Below are 13,368 nucleotides of genomic sequence, written 5' to 3'. Positions count from 1 at the left end.
CTGTCCCTGACGTACGTACCGGCGTACCCCGCGCTGCTGCTGACGTACCGGCGTTCTCCGGCGTACCCCGCGCTGCTGCTGAGGTACCGGCGTGTCACTCGCCGCGTTCGCGGGGTGCCTCCCCCAGAGGGGGTACCCCCAGCGCCCACCCTCCCCCACTCTCGGCTTCGCTCGAGCGGGGGGACCCCCATCGCCCTGGGGGTACCTCCCAGGCCGTTCAGGCACTGGGGGAGGCACGATTGCCCGCAGCTGGGGCGGCACGCGGCTGCCCGCAGCTACGACGTCAGGCTCGTTGCTGCCTTGTCCAAGGTGGACTGGGCCGTCCAGGGGTCCGTGGTGTCGTTGGCCAGGAAGGCGAAGGCCAGGACGTGGCCGTCGGGGGTGGTGGCCGTGCCGGCGAGGGTGTTGACGCCCGTCAGGGTGCCGGTCTTGGCGCGGACCAGGCCCGCTGCCCCGTCCGTGTAGCGGCCGGCCAGCGTGCCGGTGAAGCCGGCGACGGGCAGGCCGGTGAGGACCGCACGGAGCTGGGGGCGGGCCGGGTCGGCGGCCTCGGCCAGCAGCGCGGTGAGGAGGTCGGCGGTGACCAGGTCGGTGCGGTCCAGGCCGCTGCCGTCGTGGAACCGTGCGCCGCTCACCGGCAGGCCGAGCCGCTTCAGCCGCTCCCCCACGGCGGCGGACCCGCCCTCGAAGTCGGCGGTCCGGCCGCCCGCCACGGCGGTGTGGCGGGCCAGGGCCTCGGCGAGGTCGTTGTCGCTGGTGGTCAGCATCCGCTCGACCAGGGCGGACAGCGGGGGCGAGGAGACGGTGGCGAGGGTGTCGGCGCGGCCGGTGGCCTTGGAGGGGCCGGGGGCGGACGCGGTGACGCCGTGCTGTCCGAGGAACCCGGCGAAGGCGCGGGCGGCGGCGTCGGCCGGGTCCGCGACGCGCGGGGCGGGGCCGCTGGTGGAGTCGTCGGTGCGGGCCTCGTCGGCCATGAGGGCGGTGACGGGGGCGAGGTTCTCGTTGACCCCGATCGGGTGCAGTTCCTCACCGGCGTAGAGCGTCGTGTCGTACGACAGCGTCACCTTGCGCACGTCCCGTTTCTTGAGTGCCGCGGCCGTCTTCTCGGCGAGGGTGCGCAGGCTGGCGAGGCCCCGGGCGTCCTCGCGGGCGGTGAGGGTGGGGTCGCCGCCGCCGACCAGGACCAGCTCGCCGGTGTCCGCCTCCAGGGCGGTGCGGGTGGTGAGGCGGTGGTCGGGGCCGAGGGCGCTGAGGGCGGCGACGGCGGTGGCGATCTTCGTGGTGGAGGCGGGCACGAGGGGCGCGTCGCCGCCGAGGCCGTACAGGCGCTCACCGGTGGTCAGGTCGACGACGGACGCCGCGCGGTGCGCGCCCAGCGCGGGGTCCTTCAGGAGGGGGTCGAGGACGTCGGCGAGGGCCGCCCCGTCGGCCGGGTCCGCCTCGGTGCCGCCGCCGCGCGTGGCGGTGCCGCCGAGGGCGGTCAGGACGGCTCCCGCGGAGGGCGCGGGGCGGGGGGCGCCCGCAGCGCCGATCCCGCCGTCGTGATCTGCGCCACCCGTGCGTTCCTGTGCGACGACCCGGTCCCGCTCGGCCGTACGCTGACCCGTGGAGTCCCAGGGGCCCGCGGCGGTCGCCACACCGACGGCGAGGGCCAGTCCGGCGGTGGCGGCACCGGCGGTGTACTGCCAGGTCTTCGGCCTCGTGATCCGCGCGAGCTGCGGTGTCGTGGCTCGCGCGACCCGCGTGAGCTGCGGCTTCGTGGCGCGTACGACTCGCGCGAGCTGCGGCTTCGCGGACCGTGTGGCCCGTGCGAGCTGCGGCTTCGCGGCTTGCGCGACCCGCGTGAGCTGCGGTTTCGCGGACCGCGCCGCCCGCGTGATCCGCGGAGAGGCGGTCCGTGCCGCGTGGGCGAGACGCGGTCGTACGGCGCGTGCGGCACGCGCCGCGCGCCCTCTCGCGGCCCGCCAAGGCCCCAGCTCCGGCACGACCACCAGCCCCTTTCGCGATCACACACCGGCGTGAGGGACACTTAACCACCAGAACTATGTGCTGATCATGGAGGAGCGTCCGGTGGAGTTCGACGTCACGATCGAGATCCCGAAGGGTTCGCGGAACAAGTACGAGGTGGACCACGAGACCGGTCGTATCCGCCTGGACCGCCGACTGTTCACCTCGACCGCCTACCCGACCGACTACGGCTTCGTCGAGAACACCCTCGGCGAGGACGGCGACCCGCTGGACGCGCTGGTCATCCTGGACGAGCCGACCTTCCCGGGCTGCCTCATCCGCTGCCGCGCGATCGGCATGTTCCGGATGACGGACGAGGCCGGCGGCGACGACAAGCTGCTGTGCGTGCCGTCGACCGACCCGCGTGTGGAGCACCTGCGTGACATCCACCACGTCTCGGAGTTCGACCGCCTGGAGATCCAGCACTTCTTCGAGGTCTACAAGGACCTGGAGCCCGGCAAGTCCGTCGAGGGCGCCGACTGGGTCGGCCGCAGCGACGCGGAGGCCGAGATCGAGCGGTCCTACAAGCGTTTCAAGGACCAGGGCGGCCACTGAGCACCCTGGAACGAACGGAACCGGACGGGCCGCACGTACACACGTGCGGCCCGTTCGCGTTTGGGTGCGCATACTGAGGTCAACAGGAGGGTGAGTTCGTACCAGGGAGCGGAGCGTTGCGCAGGTGACGGAGGCGGAGGACCACAAGCCGCAGTCGGACGAGGCCCGCAGTGCCTTCCGGCAGCCCAGTGGGTTCGCGGCATCGATCGACGGCGAGTCGTCGACGACGTCCGAGTTCGAGATCCCGCAGGGGCTCGCCTTCCAGCGGCAGACGGGCACGGAGTCCGAGACGACCTCGGAGTTCTCGTTGCCCGACGGGCTGGAGGCGCCGCCGGCCGCGCCCGCGGACGCCGAGGGCTCGGCGTTCACCCTGCCCAGCACGCACAGCGCCTGGACCGCGCCCACCGCCTTCACCCCGGCGAGCGGCTTCCCCGCGGTGAACCTGACGGACGTGCCCTGGCAGGACCGGATGCGGGCCATGCTGCGCATGCCGGTGGCCGAGCGGCCCGCGCCCGAGCCGTCGCAGAAGCACGACGACGACACCGGTCCCGCGGTGCCGCGTGTGCTCGACCTGACGCTGCGTATCGGGGAGCTGCTGCTGGCGGGCGGTGAGGGGGCCGAGGACGTGGAGGCGGCGATGTTCGCCGTCTGCCGGTCCTACGGCCTCGACCGCTGCGAACCGACCGTCACCTTCACCCTGCTGTCGATCTCCTACCAGCCGTCCCTGGTCGACGACCCGGTCACGGCGTCGCGGACGGTGCGCCGCCGCGGCACCGACTACACCCGGCTGGCGGCCGTCTTCCAGCTGGTGGACGACCTCAGCGACAGCGAGACGAACATCTCCCTGGAGGAGGCCTACCGGCGCCTCGCGGAGATCCGCCGCAACCGGCACCCGTATCCCACCTGGGTGCTGACCACGGCGAGCGGTCTGCTCGCGGGAGCGGCCTCGGTCCTGGTGGGCGGCGGGCCGACGGTGTTCGTCGCGGCGATGCTCGGGTCGATGCTCGGCGACCGGCTGGCCTGGCTGTGCGCGGGGCGCGGGCTGCCGGAGTTCTACCAGTTCGCGGTCGCCGCGATGCCGCCCGCCGCGATCGGCATCGCGCTCACCCTCACCGACGTCCACGTGGCGGCGTCCGCGGTCATCACCGGTGGCCTGTTCGCCCTGCTGCCGGGGCGGGCGCTGGTGGCGGGCGTGCAGGACGGCCTGACCGGCTTCTACATCACCGCCTCCGCGCGCCTGCTGGAGGTCATGTACTTCTTCGTCAGCATCGTCGCCGGGGTGCTGGTGGTGCTGTACTTCGGCGTGCAGCTCGGCGCCGAGCTGAATCCGGACGCCGCGCTGGGCCAGGGCGACGAGCCACTGGTCCAGATCGGCGCGTCGATGCTGCTGTCGCTGGCCTTCGCGATCCTGCTCCAGCAGGAACGATCCACCGTCCTCGCGGTGACCCTGAACGGCGGCGTCGCCTGGAGCGTGTACGGCGCCATGCACCTCGTGGGCGACATCTCGCCGGTGGCCTCCACGGCCGCCGCGGCCGGGCTGGTGGGCCTGTTCGGGCAGCTGATGTCCCGGTACCGGTTCGCGTCGGCGCTGCCGTACACGACCGCGGCGATCGGTCCGCTGCTGCCCGGTTCGGCGACGTACTTCGGGCTGCTGGCCATCGCGCAGAACGAGGTGGACAGGGGGCTGGTGTCCCTGTCCACGGCGGTGGCGCTGGCGATGGCCATCGCGATCGGGGTGAACCTCGGTGGCGAGATCTCCCGGCTGTTCCTGCGGGTGCCGGGCGCTGATGCCGCGAGCAGGCGGGCGGCGAAGCGGACCCGGGGGTTCTAGAACGGGGGCCCGTCTCAGCGGCCCTGGTGGTAGGGGTACTGCTCGCCCTGCTGGTCGCCGTACGGCTGCTGCCCGCCGTAGCCCTGCGGGTACTGCTGGGCGTACGGCTGCCCGCCATAGCCCTGGTTCTGGCCCTGGCCCGGGTGGTTGCCGTAGCCCTGGCCGTACTGCTGCTGGGGCTGCTGGTGCTGCTGCGGCTGCTGCGGCTGCTGGTACGGGTCCACGCGGCGGAGCTGGGTCGTCGCGTCGTCCATGACCGGGTGCTGGGGCTGCTGCTGGGCGGCCGCCGGTGCGGCCGCCGCGGCGCGCTGCTTCTTCTTGCGCTCCCGCAGGTACTCGATGGCGATCGGCACCACCGAGACGACGACGATCAGGACGAGGATGGCCTCGACGTTGGTCCGGATGAACTCGATCTGTCCGAGCCAGTAGCCCGCGAGGGTGACGCCGGTGCCCCAGGCCACGCCGCCGATGACGTTGTACGTGAGGAAGGTGCGGTACTGCATGCGGCCGGCGCCCGCCACGATGGGCGCGAAGGTGCGCACGATGGGCACGAAACGGGCCAGGACGATCGCCTTGGGGCCGTACTTCTCCATGAACTCGTGCGCCTTCTCCAGGTTCTCCTGTTTGAAGAGCTTGGAGTTGGGGCGGCTGAAGAGCTTGGGGCCGAAGAACTTGCCGATCATGTAGCCGACTTGGTCGCCGATGACGGCGGCGGCCACGATCAGGGTGCACACCAGCCACAGCGGCTGGCTGATGTACTCGCCCTGGGCGACGAAGAGCCCCGCGGTGAACAGCAGCGAGTCGCCGGGCAGGAACGCGAAGAGTCCGGACTCGGCGAAGACGATGAGCAGGATGCCCGGGAGACTGAACGTCTCGATCAGATAGTCCGGGCTGATCCACTCGGGACCGAGCGCAAGGGTGGTCACGGGATTGTGGCTCCTGCTGCTGGGGGAGGCGGGCTGGACCTGGCTGCCCAAACGTACAACGCAGCCGCGGTGTCCCAGGTTCCACGGGGCTTCTGGGGGTGCGCTGTGACGTTCCCCGGGGAAGCCTGAGAACCATGGGTATTGAAGAATACGGCGGCGGACAGGGCCCGCAGCCCGAGGTGCTCGTCGTGACCACGAACGAACTGCCGGGTCACCGCGTGCAGGAGGTGCTCGGGGAGGTCTTCGGACTGACCGTGCGCTCCCGGCACCTGGGGAGCCAGATCGGTGCCGGGCTGAAGTCGATGATCGGCGGTGAGCTGCGCGGACTCACCAAGACACTGGTCGAGACCCGCAACGAGGCGATGGAGCGGCTCGTCGAACAGGCGCGCACGCGGGGCGCCAACGCGGTCCTCGCCTTCCGCTTCGACGTGACGGAGGCCGCGGACGTGGGGACCGAGGTGTGCGCGTACGGGACGGCGGTGGTCGTGGCCCGGGAGTGAGACCCGGGCCACGGCCACCGCTCAGGGGGTGTGGCGGACGGCGTTCGCGAGGATCGCGTCGCGCAGGTAGACGGCGAGGCCCTCCCGGGCGGTGTCGATGTTCCGCGTGAACCGCTCGTCCGACACGTACATCTCGCCCAGGCAGGTGTGCATCTCGTACCCGCAGTCGTAGTGGTTGCGGGCGATGCCCTGCCGGTGGTCCTCGGCGGCGTCCATGGCCGCCTCGGAGTCGGCGGGCTCACCGGCGTCCAGCAGGGCGACGAAGCGCCGGGTGAGCTCGTCGGCCTCGTCCTGGATGCGCTGCCAGTCCTCCTTGGTGTACGAGGCGGTCTTCTCCCTGGACTGCCGGTAGGCGTCGGTGCCGCCCCAGCGTTCCTGGACCTCCTCCTCGTACTGGTCGGGGTCGAAGTCGCCGAAGACCTCGAACTTCTCCTCGGGCGTGAGGTTGATGCCCATGCTGCGTGCCTCCATGGCCTGCTCCACGGCCGCCGCCATCTTCTCCAGCTTCTCGATCCGGGCGGTCAGCAGCTCGTGCTGGCGGCGCAGGTGCGCACGCGGGTCCGCGGCCGGGTCGTCGAGCAGGGCGGCGACCTCGTCGAGCGGGAAGCCGAGCTCGCGGTAGAACAGGATCTGCTGCAGCCGGTCGAGGTCGGCGTCGCTGTAGCGCCGGTGCCCCGCGTGGCTGCGCTCGCCGGGTACGAGCAGGCCGATCTCGTCGTAGTGGTGCAGGGTGCGCACCGTCACCGCGGCAAATCCGGCAACCTGTCCCACGGAGTAGCTCACTTCCGCGCTCCTTCCTCTGACGCCCTCCACGCTGCCCCCTCACGCGACGTGAGGTGCAAGCCCGGATATTCCGCCGGGTGCCGCTCCGTGGACGGAGCCCGCCCCTCGCGGCGTCCGGCGCCCCGGGTCCCCCGCGGGAGCCACCGGGACTGTCCACTCGGGGGTGACTCGGGAACGCCACCGCCTGCATAGCGTTCTCGGCAGGCCGCCGGAAGGCACGCGGCCCATGCCGTACGGAGGTCACCATGAGCACGACTCGCACCGCGCCGCCCCGGCCCGCACGCCGGGAGGGCGGCCGCTTCCTCCAGTCTCCCCTCGTCTGGATGCTGACCGGGATCGTGGGTGTGGGTCTGGCTTCCGGGCTGGCCTCGGCGGGCGGGGTGGTCGCCGTCGTGGGGGCGGCCGTGGCGGTCGCCGTCTACTGGGCGGTCATGCGCTGGGTCGCCCGGCGGAGCATGCCGGAGATCGCGGGGCCGGGGGCCGTGACCCAGGCGTTGTCGGGTACCGTGATCGGCTTCGGGTTCATCACCGTGTCCATGCTCATGCTCCTCACCGAGTTCTCGTTCGAGGAACGGCCCGGCAACGGCCTGTCGATCGTGGCGAGCATGGCCGCGATGCAGCTCGGCGCCGCCGTGACCGAGGAGCTGATCTTCCGCGGCCTCGCCCTCCAGGCGCTGGAGAAGCTGTGGGGCAGCTGGGCGGCTCTGGCGATCACCGCGGTGCTGTTCGGCGGACTGCACCTGGCCAACCCGGACGCCACGCTGTGGAGTTCGGCCGCGATCGCCGTCGAGGCCGGCGTTCTGCTCGGTGCCGCGTTCCTGTGGAAGCGCAGCCTCTGGTTCGCCGTGGGCCTGCACTTCGCGTGGAACACCACGCTGGGCCTGATCGGCATCCCCGTCTCCGGCCACGCCTCGGAGGGCCTGATGACCACCACCCCGACCGGCCCCGACCTGGTGACCGGCGGAGACTTCGGCCTGGAGGCGTCGATCGTGCCGGTCGTCGTCAGCCTGCTGATCGCGACCCCGATGCTCGTCGCGGCCCACCGCCGCGGCAACCTGGTGCCGATGCGCCGCGGGGAGCGCTGAGCCCGCGGCGCCCACCGACCGGTCAGGTCAGGAACCGGCCCCTCCGGACCCCCGTGACGAACACGGCCCAGGCAGATGCCGGGACGATCACGGCGGGTCCGTGGGGGTTCTTGGAGTCGCGCACGGGGACGCCGTGGCGGTGCCCGTCGAGGACTTCGAGGCAGCTGCCTGCCTCGCTGTTGCTGTGGGAAGACTTGCGCCAGCCGCTCAGCTCGGCGGAGTCCGGAACGATTCGGTCGGTCATGGCGGGATTCCCTTCGTGGGTATCGCTACGAGACCTGAGGCGCAAGGCCGTGGTGGGGGGCGGGCCCGGTCAGGAGGGGAGGCCGCCGTTTCCGACCGCCGTGACGAACACCGCCCAGGCCGGGGCGGGAACGATCACTGCGGGGCCGTGGGGATTCTTCGAGTCGCGGACGGGAACTCCCAGGGGGTGGTTGTCCAGCACTTCGAGGCAGCTTCCGGCCTCAGGGCCGCTGTGCGACGACTTCCGCCAACCGCTCGGCAGCGCACCGTCCGCTATGAGGGACTCAGTCACAACGTCCGTACTCCTTCGCGATCGCCTGCATCATGGCAACGGACTCCTTGAGCGACAGCGCGTCGCTCAGTGCCAGATCGTAGGCGCCCTGAAGGCGAGTGACCACAGACGGCGAGTCGTGCACTCTGCCCACTTGGGCGCCCTCTGAGTAGGCCAACGGCGGTTGATCCTCGAAAGACATCAGCGTGACCAAGCCCTGGAGCAGCTGATAGGCGCCGACCTTGTAGGGGACCACGTGCACGCGTACGCGGCGTCTCTCCGTCAGTCGCACCAGATGCGTAATCTGCTCCGCCATGATCTCCGGGCAACCCACGATCCGCCGTAGCACCGCCTCGTCCAGCAGCGCCCAGACTACGGGCGTCACCGGATCGTCAAGGATCTTGGCCCGCTCAAGGCGGGTGACAACGTGCCTGTCACGTTCCTCTTCACTCACTGGAGGGAAGGACGTGCTCAGAACCGCACGCGCGTACCTTTCCGTCTGCAGGATGCCCGGCACGAAGGAGACGGCGAACTCCCGGATCATCACCGCCTGTTGTTCGAGCAGCCGCGCCGCTTCGAAGTAGTCGGCGACCGCCGCGTCCTCGCCCGGCAGGAACCGGCTCAGCACGTTCCCCGTGCCCAGCGCGTTGTCCAGGCGCCGGGCGTCCTCCTTCGACGGCACCCGGCGGCCCGCCTCGATGTGGGCGATGTGTGTCCGGGTCATGATCGCCGCGTCGGCCAGTTGCTGCTGGGTCAGGCCGGAGGCCTCCCGCTGTTCCTTGAGCCAGTCGCCGTAGATGGTGCCCAATGGATCGACTCCTCCGTGACACATGCGCGGTCACCGCGAACCCCCTGGCGAGCCTAATGCGGGCCCTTTCAGTCTGTATGTCGTTCTCGCCCACTCCACTCAGGGGAATGACCGCATGACCCACCACGCCCCCACGCCCGCCCGCCTGCTGCCCTGGGCCGGACCCGAAGGCAAGCCCTGCTACCTCCTGACCGACGGCAGCGGTCCGCTCTCCCGGGTCGCCGACACCGTCGAGAGCATGCAACTCGGCATGGCCGGCGACCTGCTGGACCACGCGGCCGACATGCTCGGGGACCCGCACGTGACCTCCGAGCAGCTCCGGTACCTGCTCGCCCGCATGAGCGAGGCCCTGGCCGACGTGCGGCGGGTCGCGGAGAGCCGAGGCGCCCGGCTGCTCACCCTCACCGGCTGAGGCGTGCGAACCTCGTCACTGCCAGCGGGAAGAAGACCGCGAGCAGGGCCAGCGGCCAGAGCACCGCCGCCCACACGTGGCCGGACTCGCCGCCGGGGCCGCCGAAGAGGTCGCGGACGGCGGTGGCGGTCTGGGACATCGGGTTCCACTGGACGACCGTGCCCAGCCAGCCCGGCATGGAGTCGGGCGTGGCGAAGGCGTTGGAGAGGAAGCCGACCGGCCACACCAGGATCTGCACCGCCTGGACCAGCTCGGGCTTGCCCGCCACCAGGGCCAGGAAGATGCCGACCCAGAGCATGGCGAAGCGGAAGAGGAGGAGCAGGCCGAGGGCGGCGAGGAAGGCGCCGGGGCCGCCGTGCGTGCGCCAGCCGAGCGCGTGGCCGACGCCGATGAGCACGGCGAGGCCGATCGCCGACTGGAGCATGTCGGCGGCGGAACGGCCCACGAGGACCGCGCCGTTGGTCATCGGGAGGGAGCGGAAGCGGTCGACCACACCCTTGTTGAGGTCCTGGGTGACGGCGATCATGGTGCCCTCCAGGCCGAAGGCCATGGTGAGCGCGAGCATGCCGGGGACGAGGTAGTCGACGTACTCGCCGCTGATGCCCCGGCCGCCGCCGACCAGGTAGCCGAACATCAGCAGCAGCATCACGGGGAAGACCAGGCCGACGACGACCGTCACCGGCTGCCGCGCCCAGCGGGCCAGTTCGCGGCGAGTCATGGTCCAGGAGTCGGACAGGGCGTACGTCACGGGGGTGCTCACGCGGGCTCCTTCGTGCGGTCGGTGAGGTGCAGGAACACCTCGTCCAGGGTCGGGCGGCGCAGAGCCACGTCCTCCGCCTCGATGCCGGCCTCCTCCAGCGCCCGTACGACGCCGGAGAGCGCCGCCATCCGGTCGGTGACCGGGGCGCTGAGCAGCCGGCGGTCGGCGTCGACGCGGACGCCGGTGAGGGGCAGCAGGGCGCGTGCGGCGTCCAGCCGGCCGGCGTCGCGCAGGACGACGTCCACGCGGTCGCCGCCGGTGGCGGCCTTGAGTTCGTCGGCGGTGCCGTCGGCGACGACCCGGCCCGCGTCGACGACGGAGATGCGGTCGGCGAGCTGGTCGGCCTCCTCCAGGTACTGCGTGGTCAGCAGGACGGTCGTACCGGCGCCGGCCAGGGAGCGGACCGACTCCCACACCTCGGCGCGGCCGCGCGGGTCGAGGCCCGTGGTCGGTTCGTCCAGGAAGAGCACCTCGGGTTCCGTGATGAGGGACGCGGCCAGGTCCAGGCGCCGCCGCATGCCTCCGCTGTAGGCGCTGACCGGCTTGCGTCCGGTGTCGGTGAGGCCGAAGCGGTCCAGGAGTTCACCGGCACGCGCGCGGGCCCGCCGGGCGCCCAGGTGGTGCAGGCGGCCGAACATCTCCAGGTTCTGCCGGCCGCCCAGCTCCTCGTCGAGCGCCGCGTGCTGCCCGAGCAGGCCGATGCGCAGCCGTACCGCGTACGCCTCGGCGACGACGTCGTGGCCCGCGACCTCGACGCGGCCGGCGTCGGGGCGCAGGAGCGTGGAGAGGATCCTGACCAGGGTCGTCTTGCCTGCGCCGTTCGGGCCCAGTACGCCGTGGACCGTGCCGCGCGTGACGGTCAGGTCGAGCCCGTCCAGCGCGTTCTTGCCGCCGTACCTCTTGCGTGCGCCTTCGACGGTGATCGCCGTGTCGGCCACTGCCGCTCCCCTCGTCAGCCCATTAGATAAATTTGACTACCAGGTCCACGAAGGTACGCCCCTCTTCTCGATTCGTCAAAATTGATTAGCGGGCTTCCCCGTAGTGCGGGCGTCCCTGGGCGAACGGGTTCTCCTCGCCCTCCGCCAGCACCGCGACGAACGGATCGCCCTCGCCCGCGAAGGTGTACGCGCCGGCCCGGACGCGTTCGATCAGGCCGCGGGTCCACTCGGCGCCCGAGTCGGCCGAGTGGACCCAGTGGTTCATGATCTCGCCGATGTGCCCGTACTGGCCGGGCCCCTCGGCCGGCATGTAGTACTCGGTGACGGAGGCCCGCCACTCCTCGATCTTCCGCACCCGCTCCTCAAGGAGCGCCAGGGCCTCCTCGCGCGGGAGGTCGACCATGAAGCCGAGCGCGGCGGTGAGCACGTCCGGACGCTGGTCGTAGGCGGTGAGATAGGCGCGGAGCAGGGTGAGGTACTCCTCGGTGCCCTGCTCGGTGATCTCGTACTCGACGCGGGGCGGGCCGCCCGCCGTGGACGGCGCCATCTCGTGGGCGAGCAGCAGCCCCTGTTTCGCCATCTGCTTCAGCGCGTGGTAGATCGAGCCGGGCTTGGCGTTGGACCACTCGTGCGCGCCCCAGTACTCCAGGTCGTTGCGCACCTGGTACCCGTGGGCCCGCCCGTGCTGGCGCACGGCGCCGAGCACGAGAAGACGGATCGCTGACATGGGGTCCAGCCTAGGACCCGGGACCGGTACGGCTAGAACGGGAAGGCGGTGCGGCCGTGCTGGACCGAGATCCACTTCTGGGTGGTGAAGGCGTCCAGCATCGTCTCGCCGTTGAGGCGGCCGAGGCCGGAGTGCTTCTCGCCGCCGAAGGGGACGATGGGCTCGTCGTGCACCGTGCCGTCGTTGACGTGAAACATGCCCGTGTCGATCCGCCTGGCGAACGCGACGCCCCGCTCGATGTCGGCCGTGTGCACGGCGCCGCTGAGCCCGTACGGCGTGTCGTTGACGAGGCGCACGGCCTCCTCCTCGCCGTCGAAGGGGACGAGGAAGGCGACCGGGCCGAAGACCTCCTGCTTCAGCAGCGGGGAGTCGGCGGGCAGGCCGGTGAGGACCGAGGGCTCGACCAGGTTGTCGGTGACCGAGCCGTGCACCAGGGCGGTCGCGCCCTCGGCGAGAGCCTGCTCGACGACGCCGGAGAGCGCGTCGGCCTGCGAGGAGTTGATCACCGGGCCGATGACGGTCGACGGGTCGCGCGGGTCGCCGGCCTTGAGGGTCTTCACCTTGGCGACGAACTTCTCGGTGAACTCGTCGGCCACCGCGCGGTCCACCAGTACGCGGTTGGCGGCCATGCAGACCTGGCCCTGGTGGACGTACCGGCTGAAGACCGCCGCGTCGACCGCGTAGTCGACGTCGGCGTCGTCGAGGACCACCAGCGCGCTGTTGCCGCCGAGTTCGAGGACCGAGCGCTTGAAGTTCGCCGCGCAGACCGTGGCCACGTGACGGCCGACCCGGTCGGAACCGGTGAAGGAGATCACCTTGGGGACCGGGTGCTCGATGAAGGCGTCGCCGATCTCCGCGATGTCGGTGACCACGACGTTGAACAGCCCGCCCGGCAGTCCGGCGTCCTCGAAGATCCTCGCGACCAGCGTGCCGCCGACGATCGGCGTGCTCTGGTGCGGCTTGAGGACGACGCCGTTGCCCAGGGCGAGGGCGGGGGCGACCGACTTCAGGGAGAGGAGGAAGGGGAAGTTGAAGGGGCTTATGACGCCCACGACGCCGATCGGCAACCGGTAGACGCGGTTCTCCTTGCCGTCGACCGGCGAGGGGACGATCCGGCCCCCGGTGCGCAGCGCCAGGTGGGCCGCCTCGCGCAGGAACTCCTTGGCGAGGTGCAGTTCGAAGGCGGCCTTCAGGCGGGTGCCGCCCAGCTCGGCGACGAGCGCCTCGCTGATCTCCTGCTCGCGCTCCTCCACCAGGCGCAGGGCCTTCTCGAACACCGCGCGGCGCGTGTACGGGTTCGTCGCGGCCCACTGCTTCTGCGCGCGCTCCGCGGCCCGGTAGGCGGCGTCGACCTCGTCGGCGGTGGCTATGGTGATCGAGGCGAGCTTCTCGTTGTCGTACGGGTTGAAGTCGATGATGTCCCAGGATCCGGTGCCCGGCCGCCACTCACCGTCGATGTACTGCTGCGCGAGGTCGGTGAAGTACGACGACATGAGAACCCTCAATCCCCTTGGCTGCCCCA

15 protein-coding genes are annotated in these 13,368 nt (G+C 71.3%); 5 read left to right on the top strand and 10 right to left on the bottom strand.

Features of this window, described 5'->3' with window-relative positions; all coding sequences use genetic code 11:
• Positions 1 to 275: 275 nt before the first annotated feature.
• On the bottom strand, positions 276 to 1,880 hold the full coding sequence (dacB, locus tag HZS56_RS14840) for a D-alanyl-D-alanine carboxypeptidase/D-alanyl-D-alanine endopeptidase (protein WP_507227380.1): 1,605 nt from the start codon (positions 1,878 to 1,880) through the stop codon (positions 276 to 278).
• A gap of 190 nt (positions 1,881 to 2,070) precedes the next feature.
• Between dacB and HZS56_RS14835 the strand changes: the two genes are divergently transcribed.
• Both HZS56_RS14835 and HZS56_RS14830 read left to right on the top strand, forming a co-directional pair.
• Positions 2,071 to 2,562, top strand: coding sequence for an inorganic diphosphatase (locus HZS56_RS14835; RefSeq protein WP_061446956.1), 492 nt, complete (start codon positions 2,071 to 2,073; stop codon positions 2,560 to 2,562).
• 124 nt (positions 2,563 to 2,686) lie between these two features.
• Positions 2,687 to 4,393: a threonine/serine exporter family protein gene (locus HZS56_RS14830; protein WP_216721190.1), complete on the top strand. Its 1,707-nt coding sequence runs from the start codon at positions 2,687 to 2,689 to the stop codon at positions 4,391 to 4,393.
• Positions 4,394 to 4,407: 14 nt separating this feature from the next.
• Here HZS56_RS14830 and HZS56_RS14825 read toward each other — a convergent pair whose 3' ends face one another.
• Positions 4,408 to 5,319: a DedA family protein gene (locus HZS56_RS14825; protein ID WP_216721189.1), complete on the bottom strand. Its 912-nt coding sequence runs from the start codon at positions 5,317 to 5,319 to the stop codon at positions 4,408 to 4,410.
• Positions 5,320 to 5,453: 134 nt separating this feature from the next.
• Between HZS56_RS14825 and HZS56_RS14820 the strand changes: the two genes are divergently transcribed.
• The gene (locus tag HZS56_RS14820) at positions 5,454 to 5,819 is read left to right on the top strand and encodes a YbjQ family protein (RefSeq protein ID WP_216721188.1); all 366 of its coding nucleotides are present in this window, start codon (positions 5,454 to 5,456) and stop codon (positions 5,817 to 5,819) included.
• 21 nt (positions 5,820 to 5,840) lie between these two features.
• On the opposite strand, the gene HZS56_RS14815 is transcribed toward HZS56_RS14820, so the two are convergent.
• Positions 5,841 to 6,602, bottom strand: coding sequence for a MerR family transcriptional regulator (locus HZS56_RS14815; RefSeq protein ID WP_216721187.1), 762 nt, complete (start codon positions 6,600 to 6,602; stop codon positions 5,841 to 5,843).
• Positions 6,603 to 6,847: 245 nt separating this feature from the next.
• On the opposite strand from HZS56_RS14815, the gene HZS56_RS14810 reads away from it, so the two are divergent.
• On the top strand, positions 6,848 to 7,687 hold the full coding sequence (locus tag HZS56_RS14810; protein WP_216721186.1) for a CPBP family intramembrane glutamic endopeptidase: 840 nt from the start codon (positions 6,848 to 6,850) through the stop codon (positions 7,685 to 7,687).
• A 22-nt stretch (positions 7,688 to 7,709) separates the two neighbouring features.
• On the opposite strand, the gene HZS56_RS14805 is transcribed toward HZS56_RS14810, so the two are convergent.
• From HZS56_RS14805 to HZS56_RS14795, 3 genes are all read right to left on the bottom strand, one after another.
• Positions 7,710 to 7,931, bottom strand: a complete 222-nt coding sequence (locus HZS56_RS14805; RefSeq protein ID WP_216721185.1) for a DUF397 domain-containing protein — start codon at positions 7,929 to 7,931, stop codon at positions 7,710 to 7,712.
• Positions 7,932 to 8,000: 69 nt separating this feature from the next.
• On the bottom strand, positions 8,001 to 8,222 hold the full coding sequence (locus HZS56_RS14800; RefSeq protein ID WP_216721184.1) for a DUF397 domain-containing protein: 222 nt from the start codon (positions 8,220 to 8,222) through the stop codon (positions 8,001 to 8,003).
• Positions 8,215 to 9,009, bottom strand: a complete 795-nt coding sequence (locus tag HZS56_RS14795; protein WP_216721183.1) for a helix-turn-helix domain-containing protein — start codon at positions 9,007 to 9,009, stop codon at positions 8,215 to 8,217. The genes HZS56_RS14800 and HZS56_RS14795 overlap by 8 nt, the downstream gene beginning before the upstream one ends.
• A 115-nt stretch (positions 9,010 to 9,124) precedes the next feature.
• Between HZS56_RS14795 and HZS56_RS14790 the strand changes: the two genes are divergently transcribed.
• Positions 9,125 to 9,421, top strand: a complete 297-nt coding sequence (locus HZS56_RS14790; RefSeq protein ID WP_216721182.1) for a hypothetical protein — start codon at positions 9,125 to 9,127, stop codon at positions 9,419 to 9,421.
• Here HZS56_RS14790 and HZS56_RS14785 read toward each other — a convergent pair.
• From HZS56_RS14785 to HZS56_RS14770, 4 genes are all read right to left on the bottom strand, one after another.
• Positions 9,411 to 10,139, bottom strand: a complete 729-nt coding sequence (locus tag HZS56_RS14785; RefSeq protein WP_216721195.1) for an ABC transporter permease — start codon at positions 10,137 to 10,139, stop codon at positions 9,411 to 9,413. The two genes, HZS56_RS14790 and HZS56_RS14785, sit on opposite strands and share 11 nt — an antisense overlap.
• A gap of 38 nt (positions 10,140 to 10,177) precedes the next feature.
• On the bottom strand, positions 10,178 to 11,119 hold the full coding sequence (locus HZS56_RS14780; RefSeq protein WP_216721181.1) for an ATP-binding cassette domain-containing protein: 942 nt from the start codon (positions 11,117 to 11,119) through the stop codon (positions 10,178 to 10,180).
• 85 nt (positions 11,120 to 11,204) lie between these two features.
• Positions 11,205 to 11,846 (bottom strand): PadR family transcriptional regulator, encoded by a 642-nt coding sequence (locus tag HZS56_RS14775; RefSeq protein ID WP_216721180.1) that lies wholly within the window; start codon positions 11,844 to 11,846, stop codon positions 11,205 to 11,207.
• A gap of 32 nt (positions 11,847 to 11,878) precedes the next feature.
• Positions 11,879 to 13,339, bottom strand: coding sequence for an aldehyde dehydrogenase family protein (locus tag HZS56_RS14770; protein WP_216721179.1), 1,461 nt, complete (start codon positions 13,337 to 13,339; stop codon positions 11,879 to 11,881).
• Between the last annotated feature and the right edge of the window lie 29 nt (positions 13,340 to 13,368).

The sequence above is a fragment of the Streptomyces mayonensis genome (assembly GCF_018982965.1).
GTDB lineage: Bacteria > Actinomycetota > Actinomycetes > Streptomycetales > Streptomycetaceae > Streptomyces > Streptomyces mayonensis.
This window is presented reverse-complemented; position numbering and strand designations above follow the sequence as displayed.